The sequence below is a fragment of the Psychrobacter immobilis genome (assembly GCF_904846185.1).
In the GTDB taxonomy this organism is placed as follows: Bacteria; Pseudomonadota; Gammaproteobacteria; order Pseudomonadales; family Moraxellaceae; genus Psychrobacter; species Psychrobacter immobilis_B.
In genome coordinates this window covers 21,645-47,658 of the sequence record NZ_CAJGZQ010000026.1, presented here as the reverse complement: position 1 = coordinate 47,658, position 26,014 = coordinate 21,645, and the positions used below count along the sequence as shown (strand labels likewise).

Below are 26,014 nucleotides of genomic sequence, written 5' to 3'. Positions count from 1 at the left end.
TGCTGCTGTTCTGGCGGTTGAACCGGCAACAAATAACTCGATTAGTCTGTTTTGTTTATACCAACTTAGTTTGCTTTTTCTCATAGTGCTATCCTAAATAATTTTACTTATCTAGGACAGCCCCAAAATAAATACTGAATTAGGCAGATAGATATGGAACATTCAAAGCAGTTATTCTCAGAGCAGCCACTACGCATAGATATCGTCTCAGACGTTGTTTGTCCTTGGTGTGTCATTGGTTACCGCCAGCTGGCAGAAGCCCTCAAGCAAACCAACACCGAACACGAGATTCACTGGCATCCGTTTGAGCTTAATCCAAATATGCCAAGCGCAGGACAAAATATGCGTGAACATATTATGGAGAAATATGGTTCGAGCAAGCAAGAATCTGATGCTAGCCGTGCTCGATTAATGGAAGCGGGTAATGAGGTTGGCTTTACGTTTAATTTTAACGATGACACGCGTATGCACAACACGTTCAACTTGCATCAATTGCTGCACTGGGCAGATCAGCAAGGTCGCATGCATGACTTAAAGCAGGCGTTATTCATCGCTCATTTTACCAATGGTCGCAATATTTCTGACAATGCGGTACTTGCTGATATCGCAGCAGAGATTGGACTAGATCGTGACGAGGCACTAGCCGTATTAGCAGACCAAAGGTTCGCTAAAGAGGTGCGCGCAGAAGAGCAACATTGGCAACAACAAGGCATTCAAAGCGTACCAGCGGTAATTTTTAATAAGCGTCATCTGGTTAGTGGTGCACAAGGTGTGGAAAATTTCAAAAATATCTTGCAGCAGTTGGCTGACATGCCAGACTAGGGCGCATCTTCAGTTCATTCGATAGTCATCTAAATGGGCTAAAAATGGTTAAATCTTGCCAAACATCGTCAAACAGCTGGTTAATATCCCGATATTATCTGCACTATTTTCCTCGTTTGACGGCAATTTATCTTATTTTTATCAACATTTTTGAAATGAAGACACGCCCTAGTTTTCCTGACGAGGTTTCTTGGCAAGGTTTCTTTAGCTGTTCAAAAAAGGATCTATTATGTTCTCTGATAAGTCTCTCCCTATTATCGTGTTTGATGTCAATGAGACGCTACTCGACATTACCACTCTTGAGCCATTATTTACCCGATTGTTTGATGACAGGCAGATGCTAAGAGAATGGTTTGCCCAATTGGTGCTATATTCACAAACCATGACGTTGTCAGGACTTTATACGCCTTTTGGTGAGCTTGGCGTCAGTGCCTTACAGATGACCGCTGATATTCATAACGTCAGACTGATAGATAGCGATGTCGACGAATTAAAAGAGCGTATGAGCAAAATGCCTGCTCATCCTGATGTAATACCAGCATTAACCAAGCTGCGTGAGGCAGGGTTTCGCCTAGTGACATTGACCAACTCAGCAAATAGCGCTTCCCCGACCCCGCTTGAAAAAGCTGGCATCAGCCATTTTTTTGAACAGCACTTTAGTGTTGAGCAGGTTGCAAAGTTCAAGCCTGCGCCTGAGACTTATCAAATGGTCGCTCATGCATTGTCTGTTGACGTATCGGATTTGTGCCTTGTCGCTTGTCATCTTTGGGATACGATTGGCGCTCAAGCGGCTGGCTGCCAAGGGGCGTTTCTCACGCGACCGCACAATGCTTTATTATCAGCGCCAAACGTTCCAGCGCCAGACTTTGTAGCAGCAGATCTAACCACGCTTGCCGAACAAATAATTTTTTCCACTAAAAAATAATTGCCAATGCCAAAAAAATGCCGCCCTATATAAGGACGGCATTTTTGGTTTAGCATACTGCTACTTTATGAGGCTAAATCTATAATCACTATTATTAATAATGATTTTTAAAAATGAATAACCGTACGGATACTCTCGCCTTTATGCATCAAATCAAACGCTTCGTTGATATCCTCTAATGGCATGGTATGGGTAATGAAATCTTGTAGTGGAATCTCACCAGCCAAATAACGCTCAACATAACCTGGTAATTCACTGCGACCTTTTACGCCGCCAAACGCTGAACCGCGCCAGACGCGACCAGTCACTAACTGGAATGGGCGAGTCGAGATTTCTTGTCCAGCACCAGCGACACCGATGATGACCGACTCGCCCCAGCCTTTATGGCAGCACTCAAGCGCAGAGCGCATAACGTCGACGTTACCGATACACTCAAATGAATAATCGACGCCGCCATCGGTCAATTCAACGATAACGTCTTGAATTGGCTTGTCATAATCTTTTGGATTGATACAATCAGTTGCGCCAAGCTTCTTGGCTAACTCAAATTTGCTCTCATTGATATCAATAGCAATGATACGACTGGCTTTTGCCATTGCTGCACCGATGACCGCTGACAGTCCAATGCCGCCTAGACCAAAGATAGCAACGGTCGCGCCCTCTTCAACTTTTGCCGTATTCATGACCGCACCCATACCAGTCGTGACACCGCAACCCAATAAGCAGACTTCTTCTAGTGGTGCTTCTTTATTTACTTTCGCTAAAGAAATCTCAGGCAACACCGTATATTCAGAGAAGGTTGAGCAGCCCATATAATGATAAATTGGCTCACCATCTTTATAAAAGCGCGTAGTGCCATCTGGCATTAAGCCTTTACCTTGGGTCTCGCGTACCGCTGAGCACAAGTTGGTTTTGCCTGATAGGCACATTTTACAGACGCCACATTCTGCTGTGTATAAAGGGATGACATGATCGCCTACTTGCACACTGGTGACGCCTTCGCCGATTTGCTCAACGATACCGCCACCTTCATGACCTAAAATCGCTGGGAATACCCCTTCTGGATCTTCACCAGATAAAGTAAAAGCGTCAGTATGACAGACGCCGCTTGCCACGATTTTTACCAATACTTCGCCTTTACGGGGCAGCATCACATCCACTTCTTCGATAGATAGTGGCTCATTTGGACCCCAAGCAATGGCGGCTTTTGATTTAATAAATTTATCTGACATCGTTATCTCTCTTTTTAATTCATTTTATGGGTTATTAAGCGCAGACCTCTATTCAGCTTATCTTGCTTGTTGAATGGAGGCAAGCGGCAGTTGTAGCAGTCTGTAAAGCTTTATACTGACTATTATAGTTTTTTCTATAGCGATAACAATGTGCTATATTTGCAAATATCTTTTACACAGTGGTAATAATCATGCGCTGGGATGGTATTAGCGAATTTGTTTATGTAGCAGATTACGAAAGCTTTACGCGCGCGGCAAAAGAATTGGGCATTTCTACCGCGCAAGTCAGTCGACAGATAAGCGCGTTAGAGAAGCGACTGAATATTAAACTGCTTTATCGCACGACGCGTAAAGTATCGCTGACTGAAGAAGGTCGCGTGTTTTATCAGCATTGCCGCGGTGTGCTCGATGGCTTGGATGCCGCTGAGCAGGCGGTTAGCAACTTACAATCAAAGCCTCAAGGTAGGATTAAACTAACCGCTCCTGTCACTTATGGCGAGCAGCAATTATTGCCATTAGTCAATGATTTCATGGTGCAATATCGCGATATCGAAGTGACGGCATTTTTGAGCAATCAAAAAATCGACCTCATTGATGGCGGTTATGATTTGGCGATTCGTATCGGCAAATTAAGCGATTCGACGATGATGGCAAAAAAGCTTAGCCGTCGTACCAATTTCGTCTGTGCCGCGCCTGCTTATCTCGAAAAATACGGTATACCACATTCTTTGAGCGATCTGAGTCAGCATAACTGCTTACTTGGCACGCGTGACTATTGGCACTTTATAGAAGATGGTAAAATAGATTCTGGAAAAAACGCTGATAAAGAAAAAAACCTGCACGTGTCTGGCAGTGTCCAATATAACAGTGGTCACAGTCTAGTCGATGCGGCGTTAAAAGGTCTGGGTATCGTCCAGCTACCTGATTATTATGTGCAAAAATACTTAGCATCAGGTGAGCTGGTCAGCTTATTGAATAACTATCGAGAGCCTGAAGAAAGTATCTGGGCTGTCTACCCGCACAACCGTCATTTATCGCCAAAGATTAGACTGCTCGTCGATTATCTAGCAGAGCATTTGGTTTAGCTATGCGTTTTGGCTTAGGCATTCTTTAAGGTGTGTTGCAATGCGAGGCTTTACTATGCGCGGTTTATTACGCACAATACTACTAAGCACAAGGAATATTATGGTTCACACTAAATATTCGATGTTGTCAGCCATCATTCGCTGAATAAACAATGACAATAAAAGGACTTTTCATGCTTAAGATTCTCTCTATCGCTGCCCTAGCATTGGTCGTATCCTCCTGCGCCAGTGTTGAAAATATTTTAAAAGCGCCTGATAAGATGCCATCAATGCCAGCAACGATGACTGCTATCGATGCCGAAAAAGGCTTGGTTACGCTGCAAAGCAATCATTCCGTGCAAGATACCGCTGATAAACTGGCGGCAATTATTGAAAGCAAAGGTATGAAAGTATTTGCGCGCGTCGATCATCAAAAGAACGCCCAAGGTGTCAATTTAACATTAAGACCGACGCAGGTCATCATGTTTGGTAATCCAAAAGCGGGTACGCCGTTGATGAATTGCGAGCAAAGCGTCGCTATCGATCTGCCGCAAAAAATCCTTATCAGTGAAGATGCCGATAAAAAGGTCTGGTTGTCGTACAACAATCCTGAATATCTCAAAGACCGCCATAATATAAAGGGTTGTGATACTGCTATTGATAGCATCGCAAAAGCCCTTAATGGCGTTAGTAAAGCAGCTATTGCAAAATAAGCTATAAATGAAAACCTGAACAAAAAAAGGTGGGATGCAAAAGCACTCCCACCTTTTTATATCTCTAGAAGATTAACGTACTAGCAATCCTCAGACTGTGCGATTTGCTCATGCAACTCTATTTTTAACTTCTTTGCACATTCGATAATCTTTTTTCGACCAGCAGGAATAGCCCCATATTCAATCGCTATTTCTCGCATTTGTACCGTGACGTCATAGTGCGGATAGCTGGCGTTTCGATGGAATAAGCGCTTATCCACTTCAATTAGTGCGGCAAAATCATGCAATTCTTGTAGCGTATCCGCCAGCATATGGCACCATTTATAGCCTTTAAATTCTATCTGCATAAAATCTACGTAGATTGCCATAGAACCGCCTCCTTTATTATCCTTAACTTTTTATCACGTGCTAAGCAACGCCTTCACAGAGCAGCCATTAGAACAATTCACGTGCATCTTTCTTAAGCTGTTTGAGTACGGCTTGGTATTCGCTATGATTGGTTTCAAATGTGCTTAGACGCCCATAACGGAGCTGACGATAGTCCTGCCTCATCTGCATAATTTTTGCTTTGACAATATCTGAATGACCACTATCTGTTAAATAGGTATCAACACCACCTTCGGAATTTAAATCAATAGCCATTGCCACACGCTCAAGCCAAGCAAGCTGTCCTTCGCTCTCTTGACGAGTAAGCGCTTTATCACTTTTGCCAATACGTTTTGATAGCTGTGCAAGCGGCTGGTCTGCTGGATGCCAGCGCTTGCGGCGGCGTTGCCAAATGACAAAGATTAAAATAGCCATGACAGTGATAGCACTCGCTGCCAACCAAATAATTTGCTGCATGACTGAGCGGATGTTGAACCATTTGAGTAGCGAGTCAGCTTGTTTGTCCTGATCGTAACCGACGACGTCTTTTTGCCAATAGTAGCTGGCTTGATCTGAGAGACGACGTAAGGTTTGTAGCATTTGATACTGCTGATAGCTGATTTGTGCTCCAGCACCATCACCAAACATCGCCGCTCCCTGCGATTGCGTCAGCGCATCCATCCCTTGCTCGACGCGCTCAGGCGCAACAAAAGCCGTCGGATCGACACGTACCCAGCCTTGACCCTCAAGCCAAACCTCTGTCCAAGCGTGCGCATCCTTTTGCCGTACTTCCCAAACATTACCACTGCGGCTTAGCTCGCCACCTTGATAGCCTGCCACGACCCGTGCAGGTATGCCAGCTGCCCGCATCATAAACGTAAAACTTGAAGAATAATGCTCACAAAATCCCGCTTTGGTCTCAAATAAAAACTCGTCAATACGGTTATTATTCAGCCGTGGCGGTGATAACGTATAACGAAATTCTGTTTGATTAATCCAGCGTTCAATAGCCGCCATATAACGCACTGGGTCTGAGTCTGATTGCGCAAATAGCTGCTGTGCCAACGCGCGTGCTTGCGGATTTCCATCGGCTGGCAAGGCAAGATTCAAACGTCGCAACTCATCAGAGAGAACAGGGTCAATACGCATCGGTGCAAATTGCAATACCTCGTAGCGCAGCTGTTGGGTAACCGGCTGGTCTTTTAATAGGGTAAAGTCTGAGGTGATACTGACGTCTTGGCGCTGAGCAAAAGGATAATCAAGTCCAAATAGCCAGTTTTGCTGCGTCGGCTCTAAGATAATTTCATAGCTGGTAGGCGTAGTTTTTACTGAGTCGGGGACAGTTGCAAAGGCATTCTCAATCCAATATGGCATTTGCGGTGCAGGTCGCCATTGTCGTTGCTGAGGGCTAGGACGCCATGTAATTCCATCAAAGTCGCTAAACACCAAACCACGCCAATACAACTGCTGTTGCGGCGGGCGATTATCTGCAAACTCTACCCGAAACGCCAGCTCAGTAGATTGTCCTAAATTGGCAAAATCACCGGGCGACATACTGTCGGACACGCCAGTGGTTGCTTGCTGACCTGATAGCTGTACTGACCATAGTGGTGGCAAGCGCGGGAAGAACAAAAATAGCACGACTAATAACGGCAACGCCCCGATACCCAGCACACCCAAAGTACGCAAGCGACCATCACCGCGAGTGTTGCCATCATCATTAAGCGCAATAAATGCCAATAAAATGATAACTGCACCAACAATCACTTCTAAAGTCGTAACAAGACCTTGATCCATCAAAAACAGCGCAGCAAGAACAAACAGTGATAAATTTAGGACCACATAAGCATCACGCCGTTTATACATCTCCCACAGCTTGCTAATGAGACATAGCACTAAAAACGCCACGCCCATATCCAGTCCAAACGCTGTATTGTAAGTCAGCCATAGACCTGCCAGCCCCAATAAAAAGCCGAGCATTTGCATGCCTTGATAGACACGTTTTAAATGCGCTATTTTTTTGAACTTAGCTTTTATAGACGGTAACTGTGCGGCAATGCTGACCACCGCAAAACCTATCAACCAAAACGGCAGATGCGCCGCATGAGGTAAAATAACGGTAATTTGAGCAATTAGTACCCAATAATAAGCAGGCAAGGCGAATAGCTTACGAGTCCATTTTGCAGCGCTATCCTGTATAGCACGATCAGTGACGTTTTGACCCAGTGCCAACTGCTCAAAGCTTGTGGGACTTGTTTCAGGAAAACCTATAAATGTGTTTTCAGCGTCATTTGTAGGGAGTTTTTTTGAGTTGGTCCTATTAGTCATTGTGCTTTCGCCAACCTTAGCAAGCACGCTTGTGCAAAACTGTCGCCTTCATCCATTGGTGCAGTAGAATGGGTATCATTGGGTAAGCGCATATGAAATGTCACGCCCAGCTCACCTAATTTCATCGCCCCATACGCCAGTTGTGCGAGTTTTTGCTCATGATGTGCTGCTGGCATATCAGCATAATCCAACGTTTGCTCATGACCAACTGGATCAGCAAAGTGCTTGGTAAACATGCCTTGACCACGTGCTACATGTCCCCACGATACCCGTGCCAGCGACTCGCCTTCAACATAGTTATCTAGCCGCTCAAAATCATCTTGACCTTGCCGATATTGCCCACCTGTTGGCAAATCTTTTTGACTGGCAACGGCATATTGCGCTTGCCAATCAAACACTTCAGGTTTTGGATAGACCCAAGCAGTACGGGCAAAATAAACATAGGACCACGCCCGCATAATGCCCAAAGGATAAACCGTTTTTATTTTTAAGCGTGGTAATTCAAACTGCCCACGATTCTGCGTCGGGACTGGCAAGCGAATAATTTTCTCGCCTTGCAGTCGTGTCACCAGTATTGACTGTTTATTATCAGCGCCATGTTTGATTTTTTTATGGGCTTTTTTATCTTTCTTGCTATTAGCCTTGTCATCAGTCTGCTCAAAGCTAAATAACAACTGTCGTCTCGGTTGACGGCTCTCACTGCGCAACTGCAAAGTCACCCAGACAGGCGCGCCCGCTTCTGCCATGGTCACTTCAAGCAAACGTACTTGCAGACCTGAAATGTGGGCAAAGGTCACATGAAAGCTGATAAGCCAGACGCTGACCAAATAAAAACATAAACCTAACACCAAGTTATTGCCATAGTTAATGCCAGCGATAAAGGTGATGATTAATAACACTGCATATAGCGTCCCTTCACGGCTAAAAAAGATATAGACGTTACGCAAATTGAGGGGGGCGCTATCGCTTTTGGGCGCACGCGAGGCAAACCAACGGCTTAATGTGGAAGTGGCTGGTACGGTTAAGGCTTTTGGCAAAAAGCTCATGACTACACTATCCTTACCATAAAATTGATACTCTCATTCACAATTGGTGATAGTTTTAAAACAAATACGCCATGAGACAACAAGCAGCTAAAAAATAAATACTCAGATAATAGTGATTGAAGTAACAACTATTTAAATAACCATCATTTAACTGATAACAGCCACTTCTGCCAATATACGTTGTGCGATGGTCTGCGTCGCCTGCCCACCAGTCACATGCGCTGGGACAAAGCGCTGACCGAGACGATGATCTGTGACCGCGGCAAACACCGCTTGGATATCCTCAGGTGTCACTTCCACATGCCCCGATACGTACGCATAAGCCTGCGCAGCACGCTGTAGCGACAATACTCCACGCGGTGATAAGCCATGATACTCGGAGCTTGCTCGTGTCTTTGCGACCAATCGCTGCAGATAATCCAAGACCACATCCGCAACATAAACGTGTTTAACACCTTGCTGTGCTAATAAGACCGCCTCGGTATCAAGCAGCGCATCTAAATTTTTTAGTAGCTCGCGGCGATCCTGACCTTTTAATAGCTCACGCTCTGCGGTAGGCGACGGATAACCAAGCGACAAGCATAGTAAGAATCTATCTAGCTGTGATTCAGGAAGCGGATAGACACCTGCTTGCTGCAAAGGATTTTGGGTTGCAATGACAAAAAACGGCTGCGGCAAAGGATAGGTTTGCCCATCTTGAGTGACTTGCCGTTCTTCCATCGCTTCTAGTAACGCGCTTTGCGTCTTAGGGCTAGAGCGATTAATCTCATCAGCGAGTAGCAGCTGAGTAAAAATAGGACCTGCTCGAAACTCAAATTGCTGTTTCTTTTGATCATAAATGCTCATGCCTAAGATATCTGCTGGCAGCATATCATTGGTGAACTGTACACGGCTAAAGCTCAAGCCTAATAATTGCGCCAAGCCTTGCGCCAACGTCGTCTTGCCCATACCCGGCAGATCTTGCAGTAACAGATGTCCACCTGCCAAAATACCACTCAGCGCAAGCTTAACCACTTGCGGCTTATCTAACACAATATGATTTAGCTGCGCCATAAGTTGGGCAATTTTTTGCTGATTGTGACGATAATCGGCAGCGCTAAAGGGCGACTTATGAATCACCTCTGCTGCTGACTGATGTGGTGTTGTAATGGCTCTATCGATAGCTGCGTGGGTCATAGTCAATTATTGGCTCATTTCTTATGGGATTAGTGTTTCTAGGGCGTGCTCTTATTTTGAAAGTAGTGATAAAAATGAGATAAATGGCAGCCAAACAAGGAAAATAGCACAGATAACATCAAGATATTAACCAGTTGTTTGACATGATTTGGCAAAATTTAACCATCTTTAGCCCATTTAGTCGCTTTCGTTTAGCTTGAGGACACGCCATAGATTGGCTATTGCTTTGAGTCATCTTCAGTTATCGGCACGGCGGCACGAAGCGTTGACAGATAAGCGATGACATCTGCGCGTTCTTGGGCATCGGGCATCGGGTTTGATAGCATTTTTGAGTCTAGCATGGCTTTTTCTGCATCCGCAATATAAGGGTCGAGCGTTTGCGCATCCCATACCCAACCTGATGTTTTTAGCCCGTTACTATAGGTGTAATCTTCCAGCTCAGCGGCGGGCGCACCGTATATATTCATCAGCTGCGGACCTTTTTTATTGAGCCCCGCATTCAGCTGATGACATTGACCACAAGCGTCTTGATAAATGATCGCGCCGTTATCAGCATCACCTTCCGTATAGATCGGCAATGTCACAGCAGCACGATGATCCGGTGGCGTACTTTCTCCGCAAGCGCTGAGCAATAAAACAGCAGCAAATATACTGCTTATTTGATATTTATTAATGATGGGCATTTTCGGCAATCTTTGGTTAAGGAATGTCAGCTATAGGTGAACAATATAGACAATAAGGTAAGGGTCAAACACATGCAAAGTGGAACCCTCTTCACATCTAAACAGCTGCTTGTAAAAACATAACGTTATTCATTGGGGCATATTAAGCCAATAAACAACGCTTATAGGACAGTTTGAGTAAGGCTTTTGTAAGGTATGACGATAAAGAATTTATGAACTATTAAGCCGTGTCGAGTATTCCATAAATAGGCACTGTTGATAGTTGCATATCAAACGGATCCTAAATGACGTTAGGTCGCAACCTTTATCGTACTGCTGGGTTCTTCTAAATAATAGCCTTGTAAATAGCGCGCGCCCACGCTCCAAGCAACGGACATGGTCGCCGCATCTTCAATATAAGGCATCAATACGTCCACATTGACTTCATTAGTACGCATAATAAGTGATTTGACAGTTTCTAAATTGTCTGCTGAGTCAATGCCATCCACATAGCTGCGTGCTAAACGCACCATATCTGGCTGCACAAAACTGACAATCTCTATGGATTTAGCAGAAGAACCGAAGTTATTGATGCCCATCTGACAGCTGACTTGGCTAAGGGCGGCAAATTGTGTTTTTGCCACTGTGAGATGGTCTGAGACGTCTTTTTCGTTGAACTGCAAGGTGAGCACACCAGCTGCACCGCCCACCGCCTTTATAAGCTGACTGGCAACACTAGGCAGTTTTTTGTCTATCAATGAGGCACTAGTCAATTGCACTAGCAATCTGGCTTCAGGATGTGTTTTACGTACCTCATTAACCTTTTTACAGGCATTGATGAGCACCCAACGATCTATTTTTTCGAGCAATTTATGCGTCTTGGCGACTGCCATAAATTGATCAGGTGTCAATATCGTATTGTCCGCATCCGCCAATGGCAACCGCAGATATACTTCAAAAAAGTCGCTTCGGTCATTGTTAATATCATATATTGGCTGGAATGACAGCTCAAAACGGCTATTGGCAATGGCATCAACTAAAGATTCGGCAAGCGCATGATCATCACTATTGGCATGCTCGCTTGGATCGTACAAATGATAGGTGCCGCCATGATTAGAGGTCTCTATCATAATCTGATTGATAGCATCCATCGCACGTTCGAGCACGATACTTGGCTCTGCTGTATTGGTTTCGATTTTGACAATCCCAATACTGACAGTCGTACTGGTCGTACGCTTATCTACTTCAATCAGCATATCACTGATACGTGAACCAATATGCTTAGCCAGTTCTTCAAGCTCTGTGGTGCTCTTGTCCTCGACCAGTATGGTAAAGGCAGTATCACTAAAACGACTCACATGCCCGTCTGATATCAGCTCATCTAACGCATAGGCGACTTGCTTGACGGTCGCATCTACCCCTTGCAAACCTAGACTGCTTCTTATTTTACCGACATTATCGAGCTGAATATACAAAAGCCCAGCCGTCAGTACACCTTGACGTGCTTGCTGGTACACGATTGCCATTTGTTCTTCAAAGCCGCGGCGGTTGTTGATTCCTGTCAGGCTGTCTTTGCATTCAGCAGCTGCCAAACGCTTAGCGACTTCCGCACTATTATTATGGTTTTGTTGGATAATAACCTGCGTCACTGGCTCGCCATCTAAGGTCGCGGCTGCCAATTGTAGCTTTGCCTCAAAAGTACTACCATCCATCCGCTTACTTTCAAAATTGAACTCGACTTCTTGGCGGCTGCCTTTATCAAATTGACGTAAGAACTGTTTGAAACCCTTAACGTTATCACCGCCTGCAATCAGGTCAACAACAGGCACGCCTATGGCATCATTAATCGACTCAAAACCAAAAAGCTGAAGATAAGGGTCATTGGCAAAAATATGGATACCCTGATCAATATAAGCGACCGCACTTTTAGAGTTTTTAATCAATACGTTGGCGCGTTGCTCTGCTTCAGAGAGAACATGGCGCAACGTTCTAAGCTCACGGCGACTGCGTAAATTATCATGCTGTAGACAGATAGACATCACTACTGCCATCTCTTGGTCTACTTTGAGCGATTTGACCATCGTGCCGCTAATAATATCAGGTAACCCCTCATCATTATTGGTGGACGCTACCATCTCTTCATTGAATAGGCAGATCATAGGCAAATCAATACTTTGCTCTTGAACGACGCCCACCACGTCGGTGAAACTCATATCATAAGCATTGCCAAACACCAAGACATCCCACGGTTGTCGCAGTGACTTTAACAGCTCCTCTTTATCGTCCAAAAACCCTAAATTGATGGTGTCATAATAGCAACCTAGTAAGTGCACAAGGCGCTCAGCATAGAGCTGATCGTCATCAATGACTAAGAGGTTTAAGATGGACTGAGTACGCATAAGAAGCCTTTTGGATCTTGTGATCTTATTTTTATGTTTGATACCCTATACCTTTTCCAAGCATTAACCTAGCAAGGAAAATACTATCAGGGATAGGCTTAGCGGTTTTTAGTAGACTGGCATCGTCTTTCGAATCAAGGCGACATCTTGGCGAAGCAAAAACATCGTATAAACCAACATAACTGTATCAATCATTATAGACAATAACTTGACTGATTGCAGACTAACTTATCATCATTATTCAGTACATTTATTCACTGCTATTATCGAATAAAAAATTCAATGAAGTAACCTTTAAACCAGCATTTATTGACATTACTATTTGACAACTTTTCAATAGACGCTCAAACAAACTAAAGCTGCACCACCTCATACTGGCTGAATTCATCCGTAATCAGCAACCTCTGTCCCAAACGTAAAGGGGTTTGTTTGCTATTAATACGCATAATGACTCTATCATCGGTCTGAAAGTAAGAAGTCGGTACAATCAAAGTACCAGTGGTTTGTAATCGCTCATCTCTACCAAGGATAAATGCTGGCACAAAATGGCGACTACGCGTTTCTCTACCTTCTAAACGCAAGCCACAAGCCACTAGCTGATGTCCGAGTACTTGCCACTCGATCTCTGGGTTTTTGCTATCAAAATCAAGCCAGCGCGCCACGCCCATTGACCAATCAGGCGGCGTGATTGTATCAGATCGACAGACCAAAAAAAGGCTCATCATATGTAATGCTGGCGGTGCAGTCGTCGCAGATGTATCCTCATCAGCCACTATGTTAAGACTGTCTTTATGAAAGCCATCATTATGAAAGCGGTCTTTATTTAAAATATCTACTGTTGGTAATAATCGTAGGGTACGAAATAATGACAAATCATCATTACGATCAAAGGTTTCACTGGCTAATACGTGGCTGCTGTCTTGTTTTTTATTCACGGTATCATAACGAGGACGCTGCTCATCTGGTAACTCTTTTATAGCGATTAAACTGGTAAAGCTATGCGAATGGCTCACCCGATAATGAATATTATTAAAACCTGTAATCAAAACAGCGTCTTCTTTCGCACTATGTTTAGTCGCTAGGGTAAGCGGCGGCTGTAAATAGCGGTAATTGAGCGTCATCGCTATTTTATTAAGCAAATGACTCTCAACGCCGTCACCCCCTTCCTTAACTAAAGCCTGTTTGCGTCGTTTAAGATACTCAACCAGCGGGGCAATTTCTATAAATAAACAGTGATAACGATCGTCGTATGGGTTAATTGTAGAGCTGGCCGTCAGGTAAGTTGGCGGATTGTCACTTTGTAAATCAACGAACACGCGGGTCTCGGTGGTTGGCTCAATCGTCGCAACGATATGCTTAGCCCATTCAGGTAGCAAACGTTGGACGAGCAGAATATTGGGACGACGCATGGCACGTACATTTAATAGACTGTATAAACAAATTTGGCAATACAGCTGATGAACCGTCTTGGCACGCTGGGTGCCTGCCGTGACACTCATATTAATCTCAGCCGCATGATACTGATAAGCAAGGTAATACAGCTGATTGATTTTGTGCCATAAGTAAGATGAGGGTTTTTGATAGCACAGTGCTTCTTCACCCAATAGCTTCTGGTACATTAGCAGCGTCTGGTAAATAGCAATGGCGAGTGTCGTTGATGAGGACTTATCACCATTAAAATAGCGCTGCCAGCCATTACTTGCAGCATATTTCCGCTGATTATTGAGCAATGAAGTTTTATGACGTATCACTCTGTCATAGACCATAATCATTGAATAATATAGCGACTTTATTTGAGCCACATAACCCATTTGAATGTCGCTAAGCACACCTGTCTCATAAATATAAGACTGTCGCAAAGTGGCAATTAACTGATCTGAGGCGTCTATCACCGTCGCCATAAGGGTAAGACGTTGCGACTCATCTATATTGGCCACACGTAGTACCGTAAGTATTTTTGCCAATTGTTCAGCTTGCTGTGCTTGCGTTTGCGAAGGTAACGCTGCCAACAATTTTAGCAAATAACCTTCTTGGCCATTAGCGGATCGCTTAGAAACTAGTGGCAATGCCTCTGTAGAAGATAGGTGCTCTTGAAACGTCGATAAAGTTATCATCAGTATTCCTAGTAACCTTGAGTAACTTGGCAGGAGGCAAATATTCAACCATGCCGTATGCAACAATACAAGATAAAAGATACAAATCAGCAGCAACCATCAAAATCGACAGCACCCATTTTTAGTAACGATTAATTTCTATAGCATCATCTAACCGCACGCCTATCTTCTAAAAACCACGCTTTGTTCACTAATTTTTCAATATACCATAGTGCCTATATTAACGATCATTGTAAATATCAATCGGTACTTTGAAAGGTTTATTTGGTAGCTCTCTCACTAGCTTGGGTACCAAATAACCAGGGAGTGCTGCCAACAATGACCAATACAGCTTAATTGCGAAGCGCTCATCATTATCGAAATGTGCGGCACCAGCAACTTTGTCTAATACATGTAGATAATAAGGCAGTACCCCACATGAAAACAAACGCTGACTTAATTGCATTTGAACAGCAACGCTATCATTGATGCCTTTTAATAGCACCGCTTGATTCAATAAAGTGATGCCAGCCGCTCGAGCACGTTGCAGATGCTCTGCTGTTAAGGCATCGATTTCATTGGCATGATTACAGTGGATGACCATCACAATATGACAGCGACTTTGAGACAGTCTGGTCAATAACGCATCATCCAAACGTGCTGGAATGACCAATGGCAAGCGCGTATGTAAGCGAATGGTGGTCAATTGCGGAAGTGACTCTAAAGTATCTAGCCAAGCAAACAGGCGTCTATTTGTCACATTCAGTGGATCACCACCACTCAAAATCACCTCATTGATCTCAGGGTGTGCGGTAATGTAATCAATGATATTTTCTTTGGCATCAGCCGTCGGCATATTGGCACTATAGTCAAAATGCTGACGGAAACAGTAACGACAATGAATGGCACAAGCACCTGTCACGGTCAATAATACTCTGGATTGGTACTTATGCAGCATACCCTTGACTGGGTTTTGCGTATTCTCGCTCAAGGGATCTGCCACATAGCCCGTTACCTTGATTTGCTCGCGCTGATCAGGCAATACTTGTCTCAGTAAAGGATCATTGCTATCGCCGATACTCATTTTTGCCACAAATCCACGTGGTACGCGCAGCTCAAAATGCTTAGGTACATAAACCTCTGCCCGCAATGATTCTAGCTTTAGGATACTTAACAGCTCATCGATAGAGGTAATGGCCTCGGATAATTGCGTTTGCCAGTTTTTTTGTGTGATTAAATGGTTTATCATGACAACCTAATACCTGTGCCCAAAAGTCGCTATTATACGCGCTTAGTGCGTAGCCTATCAAAGCATACGACCTATCCTTTAAACACTTAGCGTAATAAGCGATTTTAACGCAGCAAGCTATTCATCCCCTTATCTATCACCCTATTTATAACCCCTAGGAGTTTCTTGTGGCAAGTTTTTCTACTAATGAATTTAAAGCTGGTCTAAAAGTCATGCTCGATGGCAACCCTTGTGCCATTCTTGAAAACGAGTTTGTCAAACCAGGTAAAGGTCAAGCCTTTAACCGTGTTAAATTGCGCAACCTTCGTAGTGGCAAAGTATTGGAACAAACCTTTAAGTCAGGCGATAGCTTAGAAGCTGCTGATGTCATGGACACTGAAATGAACTATCTATATAACGATGGTGAGTTTTGGCATTTCATGCACCCTGAAAGTTTTGAGCAGATTCAAGCGGACAAAACAGCGATGGGCGATTCAATAAAGTGGCTAAAAGAAAACAGCAATGCACTATGTACCATCACTTTATTCAACGGTGCTCCTCTTTCAGTAACACCGCCTAACTTTGTTGAGTTGCAAATCACTGAAACAGATCCTGGTGTGCGTGGTGATACTTCAGGTGGTGGCGGCAAACCTGCCAAGTTAGAGACAGGTGCTGTCGTCCGTGTGCCATTATTTGTACAACAAGAAGAAATCGTACGTGTTGATACTCGCACAGGTGACTATCAAACTCGCGTTAGCCAATAGTATGTAAAAGTTATAGCGCTCGACATAATAGAACTTACATAATAGAACTTAACAGTTAGCCTCTAGCTGTTATTCCACAAAAAAGCTGAACCACTGATAAAGCGGTTCAGCTTTTTTTATTTATAAATATTTTTTTAATATTGTCTCTGTAGTTAATTTGATTGAAAAGTATTCCAAAACAACCGAGTAAAATTCATATGAAGTATGTCAAACAAGGTTAACGCTGTGGTTTTTTATAGTGGATGAACTGTCGCTATTGATGACAGCGATGATAAATAACCTTCTATAAATACCTACCAAACCACTACTCTGCTGATGAATGTTTCTGTATCAGCCAATATTGTACCAATGCATTCAACTGCTCTTGTTTAAAAGGCTTGGTACAGTAATCTTGCATCCCAACTTTTAAATACTTTTCGCGCTCACCATCCATTGCATTGGCGGTCAACGCAATAATAGGTGGTAATGATTGAGGATCATAGAGTTCATGCAATTTAATAGTGGCCTGTACACCATCTAGAATAGGCATGTGATGATCCATTAAAATGACATCATAACGCTCAGGTGAGAGCGCAAAAATCTCAATAGCCTGCTGCCCATCAGTGACATGCGTGACCGTATGACCACTATTATTCAGGGCTTTTTTAGCGATAATGGCATTGACGGTATCGTCTTCAACCAACAATATATGACCAGCACGCTCATGGGTCGGCTCAATCATCGTAAAGTCATTTGAATCTTGCCACATCTCATACTGGTTTTCATCAATAGTCGGTAGCGGCAATAAAACACTGAACGTAGTGCCCACACCCACTTCGCTATCCACATCGATATAACCGCCCATCAAATCAACCAAAGACTTACAAACCGAGAGTCCTAGACCTGTGCCACCATAAAGACGGTGGGTGAATTTATTTGCTTGGTCATAAGCATCAAATATCGCATCCAATGACTCAGCTTTGATGCCGACACCCGTATCGGTGACTTCAATGCATAGGGTCATGACTTCATGATAGATGGTATTACTGATAGCTTCTTGAGCCGTTATTTTGCTGAGATCACTTGCTGAAATGCCTTGAGCGCGATATTGGTCAGCGCTGTCATTGTCAAAACCATCACAATGACAATTGGGTACATGTTTGACATCAATAGTGACTCGCCCGCCCTCACGAGTAAATTTAATCGCATTATTAACAAGGTTTGCTAAAATTTGTTTGAGGCGTACCGGATCGCCTTGTACATAGGGCGATAACGACTCAGTATAATGGTAGTCTAAAATGAGCCCTCGCTGACGTGCTTTGACAGCAAAGAGGCTGACCACCTCATTACATAATGCGGATAAGTTGACAGGAATAGAATCAATGGTCATTTTCCCAGATTCTACTTTCGATAAATCTAAAATCCCGTTAATGATCGCCATCAAATGCTCGTTGGAAACTTTGATATTGTCCACGTATTCTTGTTGTTCACTGCTAAGTTTGGTCTCACCGAGCATCTCCACCATACCAATAATGCCATTCATCGGTGTGCGGATTTCATGACTCATATTGGCTAAAAAGTCTGATTTCATCTCATTGGCATGTTTGGCATCACACTGCTTATCCTGTAGCTGCAAGGCATCTGCCGCCATCATCGCAAATTGAGCCAACACCTTTGCTTTTTGCTCATCAAAGTCATGATTGGGCTTCATATCCATCACACACAGCGAGCCCAAACGATAGCTTTTATTGTCCTCATGCAAGATAATTGGCGCACCAGCATAGAACTGTAGGTATGGCGATTCTGTCACTAGGGGATTGTGGCTAAAGCGACTGTCTTTGGTTAAGTCCGGTACTACAAAGACGTCGTTAGAGAGCACGGTATAATTGCAAATAGCCACTTCACGCGTCGTTCGGCAAACACCGCCCAGTCCTTGGACAGATTTTAGATACTGTGTTTCTTCATCCATGAAAGTAATGGTCACAACTGGTACATCAAAAAATAGCTTTGCCAGATCAATTAGACGCTTAAATGCAGGCTCATCATTGTCGTTGAGCACCTGATACTTCCTAAGCTTATTGATGCGTTCTACTTCATCTGCCGCTACTGGGTAGCTGTGTTTAGGTGAGTTCAATATAGACAAGATAGACTCCATTAAATAAGATCAGACGCTCGGCTTGATGCCCGCCTGTTTTATTAATAATTGTAATGCTTCACTCACCATAATCATCGCAACCACCGATGTGACCACTACTGCTGAGCCGTAACCACCACACTGCAAACCGCCTGTCTGACAACTCTTATCTACACGCGGTGGCTCTGTAGAGTAGACACATTTGATCCCGAACTTTTCTTTTAGTGTACTATTAATGCCTTTTTCGTGGCGCAGCTTATTGCGTAATTTGGCAAGTAAAGGATCTTGGTAACTGTCACGCAAGTCGCTCACCCTAATCTGACTAGGGTCTATCTTACCGCCTGCGCCGCCTGCACAAACCAGTTTTAATTTATTAAAACGACAATGTAGCGCGATGGCAAGCTTGGCATTCATATCATCTACGCAGTCCAAAATAACCATAGGTCTGCCTTGAGCGATAGCGGCTTTTGCTTCATCGCGACTTGGCAATAAAGTGGCGACGTTTTCTACAGTTAAAAAATCATCGATCAAGTTTAGCGTTACTTTAGGATTAATTTCACGAATACGGGTGGCCATCGCTGCAATTTTACTCTCACCAAAGGTGCTGTCTAGTGCAGGCAACTGCCGATTGACATTGGACGCAACCAAAACGTCCAAATCGATCAACGTAATAGTGCCCACTGCCGTTCTTGCCAAAGCCTCAGCTGCCCAAGAACCAACACCTCCGACGCCAATAACGTATACATGCGCATCGGCAAAAGTAGTGACAGCTGCCGTACCATAAAGAGTGCGCGTACCTTGAAAACGGCGTTCATATTGCACATTGTCTTCGCTAAGCTTTTCTGTCTTTGTAACGTCTTCGGTGCCAATGGATTCTGTCATTGTTTGCTCAAATGGTTGTATTTCACTCATAACAGATTAAATGCTCTTTTAAATTATTTTGGTGGCGCTTATATTACGTCAATTTCTTTATTCACGGCTATATCATTCACTATCATATCAATGGCTAGCCATACAATAAGCCGTCAGTGATTAAAATATGTGGCACTACTACGACGGATAATCCCATTTTGTTTGCAAAGCACTGCAACTGTTGTGCCACAATTGCTTAGTAAGACTGGCGGGTGGTACATTGAGCAACTCACTCAAGCTTAGCAATACCCATGGTAAGTTGGCAGGTACATTTCTATTATGTACGGCTGTACTCCTCCGTGCACTGTCTGAGTTTTGATTTGGCACTGATGAATCATGGTCAGATATTTGGCACATGATAGGCGTCATATCAGGGCAATCCGTTTCTATCACCAAACATTCAACGCCATAGCTATCAACCGCTGCTTGAATGGCGCGGCGCAGTTTCTTAGCATTGGGATTAGTGATTTGACCGGTAACCCCAAGCTTAAATCCCAACTTAACAAATGCTTTGGCTTCTTGCGTCCCACCACTAAAACTATGCGCGATACCGCCAAGTTTGTGCGCATCGTAGTCATGCGCTTTTAGTATGGCCAATGCTTCTGCATGGGCTTTACGAATATGCAGCATCACTGGCAGCTGATGAGTCACCGCCATGTCCAATTGTGCCTTAAAAAATCGTACTTGTTTGGCAAATATGTCAGGCACTTTCATCGCCTCAGTAAAGGTGTCTAAACCAATCTCGCCGATTGCTAATGGGCGTTTATCAGTAATCCTTTTTGCCATAGCGGTTAGATGATCGTCCGTATGTTGTTTAATATAAAAAGGATGCAAACCGACCGCAATATGGCTACTAAAATTTGACACTTTTTGTCTATCGACATTGGCTGTCGTAGGTAATGACAGCGTATTTAACAGGCGCTCAGTCTCATACATCCGCTCAAAATGCTGATATAGATAACCCACTAATACCAGATGGCGTACTCCCTGATTGTGAGCCTGCTGCGTCAGTATTTCTCTATCATCATCAAATATTGGGGCATCAAAATGAGTATGCGTGTCAATGAGAGGATAAATAGTAGGTAAAGGCTGTTTGAGCATCTTAGGTGAAGCGATAGGGGTCATTGATAGACTCCAAAATTAATAGTTTTCAGCGAGGCGTTCCGTGATTTGTCATTCAATAGACATTATTTGTCATTTTGTAGCAATAACCACATCAATGAACACTTTAGAATGGCAACTTTATTTAAAATGATTTCGACAGTTAAAAAATGCCAATCAACAAAAGAGCTTTTGATAAGTAAAGAGACCTTCAACACGCCCTATTAGTATTATCATGATTGGCTTTTGCATTGTGCCCATCTGAGTGCTCATCTGATACATTGTGCTCATCTAACGCTCTGGTATCAGCTTGTCGACTGCTACGCCGAGGAATCACCAATAAGGCGGTGGCAACGACTGCTAATAAAAACCACTTTTTAGCATTTCTATGACTTGTCATTGCTTCCACCCCTACCTTTATATCATCATCTGCAATATTTATCAGCAAGTGTTCATACTTACTACTCAATTACTCATTAGTATACTGCGATATAAAAACTGCTATGTTTATCTGTGTTATGAATACGCAAGCTAATGTACGGCGTAGTTTATTTAGTACACCATGTCTCTAAATGCTATAAGAATAGGAGGCGAGCGCTTTATTAACCTATCATTAATAAAGCGCTTTTTTGAGTTCTTAACGGTTTAAAGGGTAAGTTGTCATACCATTATTAGGACTGTCTACTTTGGTAAAACCTTGAGACTGAGACTTTGGTGTCTGATCGCGCTTAGGAACAAGGGGATTGAGCGGCATCAATTCATAATCTGCACTAACATCGCCATTCCAACCTTCCGTACCGCTCAATGGCAGCTGTTTGATGGTACCGTTTTTATCAATGACCAATTGTAGGACGCGCATTTGGTTAAATTTGCGTTCGGTGACACTGGCGACTGCCCTGCCATCACGTAAAATGGTTGGCTGTAAAAATATGATTAAGTTGCTTTTTTGCGTCGTGTCATTGTCAGAGCGGAATAGTCGACCAATGACTGGCACATTACCCAAGCCAGGGACTTTTTGTTGGCGCGTGGTGCTGTTTTCACGCATCAAGCCACCAAGAGCAATGGTCTGCTGATCATCAGCCAGAATCGTCGTATTGATGAGGCTTTTATTGGTCACCAAACCAGTAGCATTTCCAGTGCTACCAGGCACGACGGATGAGACTTCTTGTGAGACTTCCAAGCGTACGGTGCCATTGTCGCCAATATGAGGAATGACATTTAGGTTGATACCAATATCCTGACGATCAATGGTTTGAAAGGGGTTGCTAGAATCGTTGCCACTGGTGGTAAAGGAACCTGTCACAAAAGGCACGTTTTGACCCACTAAAATACTGGCTTTTTCGTTGTCCAATGTCAAAATTGATGGCATAGACAGCAGATTGGCACTGGTAGAAGAATCAAGTGCTTGCAAGATAGCCCCATAAAACTGGGTGTTTCCCTGACTGTCTTTGCTGCTATCACCAATACCAATCAAAGCACCAGCTATCGAGCCTGCTGCTGCACTGATACTGGCGGCACCGCCACCCAACGCCGCGGCAGCAAGTGCTGTAGCACTCGCGCCTACGTTATTGAAGTTTACGACTCCGTAGCCGCTATTGGCATTGCCAAGCGCCCATTGCACACCAAGCTGGGTCGCATCATCACCTGACACTTCTACAATAGCCGCTTGAATCAATACTTGCGCGCGGCGACTGTCCAACTGATTGACCGCATCTTCAATCTCAAACATCAGCTCAGGTGCCGCATTAACGATAACGGCATTTTGGGTTTCATCAGCGATAATACTAAAAGGTCGCCCGCCAACACCTGTACCAGTACTACTCGAATTGGCACCAGAGGTCGCTGAGGTCGACGCGTTGTTAGTCGTGTTAGTGCTAGACTCATTAGTCAAGGTAGCACCCGTGCTACTGGAATCGTTCAATGATGCCGACTCTAACGAGGACGTTGCTCCAGCGCTATTAATAGATTGATTGGCGAGCAATCCACGTAGCATATCTGCAATATGACCTGCACTGGCGTATTTTAATCGAAAGACGCGCAGACCACTCAAACGCCTTGTAGGCGTGGTGTCCAATTGATTGACCATCTCTTTGACTTTAGCAATCATCTCCGGACTGCCTTTCACCAACAATCTATCGCTAGAGGTATCAGCGATAACTTTAAGCTGGTTGTTACCACCTTGTGCTTGCCCGCTACCAGCACTTGCAACCAAGGCGCTAATCAATTCCATCATACGTTCAGCATCGACGTGACGTAGTGGTATCACTTGCAAACTGTCATTGACGTTGCTATCTAAATCGCGGATAAGCGACGTCAGCTGATTAAGACTATCGGCACGATCGGACAATACCAAGGCATTGACACCAGGCACGGCAGCGGCATGAGCTGATTGAGGCATAAGCGGACGGATGACACCCAGCACTTCTGCAGCTTGGGTATTGGTTAAATAAATAACACGAGTAGCTAATGCCTCACCAACACTGTCACCACGTAAATCAACAGCCACACCAGATTGTTTGGCGACATTATCTGGCACCAATTTAATGGTCGTTCCCGAGTCAATCGCTGCAATACCATTGACTTGCATCACACTCAAAAACAGCTGATATATTTCGTCACGCGACAAGGCTTTGTTAGAAATCACCGTCACATTGCCATTGATACGTGGATCAAGGACAAAGTTTTGGTCAGTGATGGTTGCCACCTCATTAATAAAGGCTTTGATATCGGCATCTTGTAAGTTGACTTTCCAGCTCTCAGCACTCGCAAGACCCGTACTGGCAGCCCATAATGGTACGGCGAGGCAAAGAGGACGACACAGGCGCATCAGGCGCTGCAAAACATGGTACAGAGGCGTGACTGAAAAATTATGAAAACTTACCATATTGATGATTACCTACAGTGATGTCGCTTAGTATGTACTGGATTTATTGTGTGCTAAGGTGCTCAATGATTGCTTTGCTCACTTAACATTCTGCCCACAATGGCATTATTTAAGTGGCACTATCTAAATACTTATTTGCTTAAAACTTATTTGCTTAAAACTTATTTGCCTAAAATAAGAGTTCTCACCCATTTATTATGCTTAAAACTGCTGACGAATGGTAATGACTTGATCGCCGCGTTGTACCTCTATTTGCGCCTCACCTGATTGCTGTACCTGTTGTAGCACACTAGCATCTTGGGCAGGATTACTACCCACGCTTTGACCATTAACCGTTAGTACTTTATCACCTGGCTCAAGCCCTAGTCGATTACGCAGCTTTTCTGGCATTGCAGGCGTCACTTGATAGCTTTCCCCTGCTGCCATAACCCCCATCCTACTCAAATAACTGGCGGGGTTTTCTTGCAATTCTGTGACCGCCTCATCGATAGCAGACTGGGGGCTACTGTCACTGCCTGTCGCAGCGGACGCCTCCTCAGTATTTTGTGTAGGCTGAGGGGCGTTCGGCAACATGCTGTTATCTGGCAAGCGCTGATTACTCACGGCACCTGCGATCATGTCACTTTGGTCTAACGGCATCGCGGCTGGCATGCTAATGACGGTTTGCTTGTCGCTAGCATCAGCGATGACAACCGAGTTCCAGTCGACAGCGACAAGGGTATAGCCACTGTCTTTTAGCGCATCACCGATTCGATAGTTTTTCACTTCACCATTGATATCCAGTAGTGCCGAGGACATGCTCTCTGGCATTGCTAACAGAACGCCTTTTAGATTGACATTGGGCGGTGGCTGCACTGCTGCTGCAATAGGATCAGGGTCTGCAAAAATAGCAAATAATCCACTATAGTCCTTGCCAGATGCCGATGTGTTTTGCAAAGGCGCTGGTGGCAGCATCGGTGCCAATGGTGCGGCGAGCAACAACCATAGTAATCGAGCCGCTGTCCAACATAACCAAGCAACAGCCAATAATAATACCCAACCTGAGAATCGATTAAGGGAGTTAAGCACAGGTTTTAAAGTTGTAGAAACATTCATCATCTAGCGTGTCCCCAGCCCATTTAGCAACGGCTGACGCACACTGACAACTGGCGTATCTTGGGGTGCTTGCCCTTTATACTCAGGCATACTTTCTAATAAACGCTGCGTCAAACTGACATCCAACATATTATCGCCATCGATATATAAGTCGCCCAAGCGCTTATCTTGATTGTTTAATAAATTGATATGGAGCAGGTTTTTATTGTTTTTTTGCTCGGCACTTAGCTCAGCACGCATCGCAGGCATGGTCAGATAAAAAACCTTGCCACCGCTAGGATAACCTATCTCACCGCCGACCCATGTCAACTGACCATCGGCTTGACTAAAACCAGATGAATTTTTTGTTGAAGCATTTTCTGCGGCGGCACTTGAGCCAGACTGACGGCTAAGCGAAACATTATTGACCTGAATCGGTGTATTGGGCAATTGCCAATCAACCAAACTTGCCAACGTCTCAGGTGCTACCTTGCCGCTCATATTATCCACTTGCCATGAGTTGCTGCCTATCTTTACTTGTCCATTGAGGCGAGTTTGTGCTGAATTGATATCGACCTCTGCACTTATCTTACCCAATAACAAATGCCATGGATGCCACGACCATTCTGCCGTACCTGTGAGCGGTGTCGCTGCTAAAGGCATCTGCCAGATAACGGAGCCTTGCCATAAATTACCCGACACATGCTGTACATAAGGCGCTTCGGGAGCATACTTTTCAAGCAGCCACGCCGCTGGCATTTGCAACACAGCAAATAATGCAAATAATACAAACCCAACCAGCCACCACAGCTTACGAGGGCGCTTATGAGACGACGCAGATACTTGGGGCACGGTTGCATAACTCTTATATAAGACAAAAACGTCATTATCATAACAAACAATGGCATACAGATGACAGAAAAAAAGCCAGTATCTTTTTACCAACATAATGGCAATAAAGATACTGGCTTTTATCAGCTTCTAAGACGAAAGGACTATCACGATCAAACGCTATCATTGCACACAAATCATAAGAAACAAGCCCAATGATCAGAGTAGATGTAACATGGCGCTTTTTTAAAACAGGACTTATTTAAACAAGCTCTTATTTA

21 protein-coding genes and 1 pseudogene are annotated in these 26,014 nt (G+C 44.1%); 5 read left to right on the top strand and 17 right to left on the bottom strand.

Annotated features, from left to right (window positions below):
* Positions 1-84, bottom strand: a pseudogene (locus JMW94_RS12710) (IS1595 family transposase); the annotation flags it as partial.
* A gap of 69 nt (positions 85-153) precedes the next feature.
* Here JMW94_RS12710 and JMW94_RS12705 point away from each other — a divergent pair.
* Both JMW94_RS12705 and JMW94_RS12700 read left to right on the top strand, forming a co-directional pair.
* Complete coding sequence (locus JMW94_RS12705; RefSeq protein ID WP_198329412.1) at positions 154-822, top strand: DsbA family protein; 669 nt, start codon at positions 154-156, stop codon at positions 820-822.
* A 229-nt stretch (positions 823-1,051) separates the two neighbouring features.
* Entirely contained in the window at positions 1,052-1,747 is a 696-nt protein-coding gene (locus tag JMW94_RS12700; RefSeq protein WP_201604648.1) for a haloacid dehalogenase type II, read from the top strand.
* A gap of 107 nt (positions 1,748-1,854) precedes the next feature.
* On the opposite strand, the gene JMW94_RS12695 is transcribed toward JMW94_RS12700, so the two are convergent.
* Positions 1,855-2,979, bottom strand: coding sequence for an S-(hydroxymethyl)glutathione dehydrogenase/class III alcohol dehydrogenase (locus JMW94_RS12695; protein WP_201604647.1), 1,125 nt, complete (start codon positions 2,977-2,979; stop codon positions 1,855-1,857).
* A gap of 191 nt (positions 2,980-3,170) precedes the next feature.
* On the opposite strand from JMW94_RS12695, the gene JMW94_RS12690 reads away from it, so the two are divergent.
* Entirely contained in the window at positions 3,171-4,064 is an 894-nt protein-coding gene (locus JMW94_RS12690; RefSeq protein ID WP_201604646.1) for a LysR family transcriptional regulator, read from the top strand.
* A gap of 173 nt (positions 4,065-4,237) precedes the next feature.
* Positions 4,238-4,756, top strand: coding sequence for a DUF302 domain-containing protein (locus JMW94_RS12685; RefSeq protein ID WP_201604645.1), 519 nt, complete (start codon positions 4,238-4,240; stop codon positions 4,754-4,756).
* A gap of 80 nt (positions 4,757-4,836) precedes the next feature.
* On the opposite strand, the gene JMW94_RS12680 is transcribed toward JMW94_RS12685, so the two are convergent.
* The 8 genes from JMW94_RS12680 to epmB all read right to left on the bottom strand — a co-directional run bounded on the left by JMW94_RS12680 (position 4,837) and on the right by epmB (position 16,075).
* Complete coding sequence (locus tag JMW94_RS12680; protein ID WP_201604644.1) at positions 4,837-5,124, bottom strand: DUF4031 domain-containing protein; 288 nt, start codon at positions 5,122-5,124, stop codon at positions 4,837-4,839.
* A 67-nt stretch (positions 5,125-5,191) separates the two neighbouring features.
* A complete protein-coding gene (locus JMW94_RS12675) occupies positions 5,192-7,450 on the bottom strand; it encodes a transglutaminaseTgpA domain-containing protein (protein WP_227685519.1) in 2,259 nt (752 codons plus the stop codon).
* Positions 7,447-8,496, bottom strand: a complete 1,050-nt coding sequence (locus JMW94_RS12670; RefSeq protein WP_201604643.1) for a DUF58 domain-containing protein — start codon at positions 8,494-8,496, stop codon at positions 7,447-7,449. Before JMW94_RS12670 ends, JMW94_RS12675 begins: the two co-directional genes overlap by 4 nt.
* Positions 8,497-8,643: 147 nt before the next feature.
* Positions 8,644-9,672 carry an AAA family ATPase gene (locus JMW94_RS12665; protein WP_201582159.1) on the bottom strand — a complete coding sequence of 343 codons (1,029 nt, stop codon included), beginning with the start codon at positions 9,670-9,672 and terminating at the stop codon, positions 8,644-8,646.
* A 218-nt stretch (positions 9,673-9,890) separates the two neighbouring features.
* Complete coding sequence (locus JMW94_RS12660; protein ID WP_201604642.1) at positions 9,891-10,355, bottom strand: c-type cytochrome; 465 nt, start codon at positions 10,353-10,355, stop codon at positions 9,891-9,893.
* Between the two features lie 290 nt (positions 10,356-10,645).
* Positions 10,646-12,733, bottom strand: coding sequence for an EAL domain-containing protein (locus JMW94_RS12655; RefSeq protein WP_193008618.1), 2,088 nt, complete (start codon positions 12,731-12,733; stop codon positions 10,646-10,648).
* Between the two features lie 353 nt (positions 12,734-13,086).
* Positions 13,087-14,847, bottom strand: coding sequence for a hypothetical protein (locus JMW94_RS12650; RefSeq protein ID WP_201604641.1), 1,761 nt, complete (start codon positions 14,845-14,847; stop codon positions 13,087-13,089).
* Positions 14,848-15,067: 220 nt separating this feature from the next.
* Entirely contained in the window at positions 15,068-16,075 is a 1,008-nt protein-coding gene (epmB, locus tag JMW94_RS12645) for an EF-P beta-lysylation protein EpmB (protein WP_201604640.1), read from the bottom strand.
* A 167-nt stretch (positions 16,076-16,242) separates the two neighbouring features.
* Between epmB and efp the strand changes: the two genes are divergently transcribed.
* Positions 16,243-16,818, top strand: a complete 576-nt coding sequence (efp, locus tag JMW94_RS12640) for an elongation factor P (RefSeq protein WP_055124654.1) — start codon at positions 16,243-16,245, stop codon at positions 16,816-16,818.
* A 304-nt stretch (positions 16,819-17,122) separates the two neighbouring features.
* Here the strand turns inward: efp and JMW94_RS12635 are convergent, their stop codons facing one another.
* The 7 genes from JMW94_RS12635 to gspN form a co-directional block, all read right to left on the bottom strand.
* The gene (locus tag JMW94_RS12635) at positions 17,123-18,940 is read right to left on the bottom strand and encodes a GAF domain-containing hybrid sensor histidine kinase/response regulator (protein ID WP_227685518.1); all 1,818 of its coding nucleotides are present in this window, start codon (positions 18,938-18,940) and stop codon (positions 17,123-17,125) included.
* Positions 18,941-18,961: 21 nt separating this feature from the next.
* Positions 18,962-19,813: a ThiF family adenylyltransferase gene (locus JMW94_RS12630; protein WP_227685520.1), complete on the bottom strand. Its 852-nt coding sequence runs from the start codon at positions 19,811-19,813 to the stop codon at positions 18,962-18,964.
* A 168-nt stretch (positions 19,814-19,981) separates the two neighbouring features.
* The gene (locus JMW94_RS12625) at positions 19,982-20,968 is read right to left on the bottom strand and encodes a TatD family hydrolase (protein ID WP_227685517.1); all 987 of its coding nucleotides are present in this window, start codon (positions 20,966-20,968) and stop codon (positions 19,982-19,984) included.
* Between the two features lie 187 nt (positions 20,969-21,155).
* The gene (locus tag JMW94_RS12620; protein ID WP_201604637.1) at positions 21,156-21,344 is read right to left on the bottom strand and encodes a hypothetical protein; all 189 of its coding nucleotides are present in this window, start codon (positions 21,342-21,344) and stop codon (positions 21,156-21,158) included.
* A 237-nt stretch (positions 21,345-21,581) separates the two neighbouring features.
* Positions 21,582-23,828 (bottom strand): type II secretion system secretin GspD, encoded by a 2,247-nt coding sequence (gspD, locus tag JMW94_RS12615; RefSeq protein ID WP_201502757.1) that lies wholly within the window; start codon positions 23,826-23,828, stop codon positions 21,582-21,584.
* Between the two features lie 201 nt (positions 23,829-24,029).
* Positions 24,030-24,926 (bottom strand): type II secretion system protein N, encoded by an 897-nt coding sequence (locus tag JMW94_RS12610; RefSeq protein ID WP_201604636.1) that lies wholly within the window; start codon positions 24,924-24,926, stop codon positions 24,030-24,032.
* Positions 24,927-25,754, bottom strand: coding sequence for a type II secretion system protein N (gene gspN, locus JMW94_RS12605; RefSeq protein WP_201604635.1), 828 nt, complete (start codon positions 25,752-25,754; stop codon positions 24,927-24,929).
* Positions 25,755-26,014 lie beyond the last annotated feature (260 nt).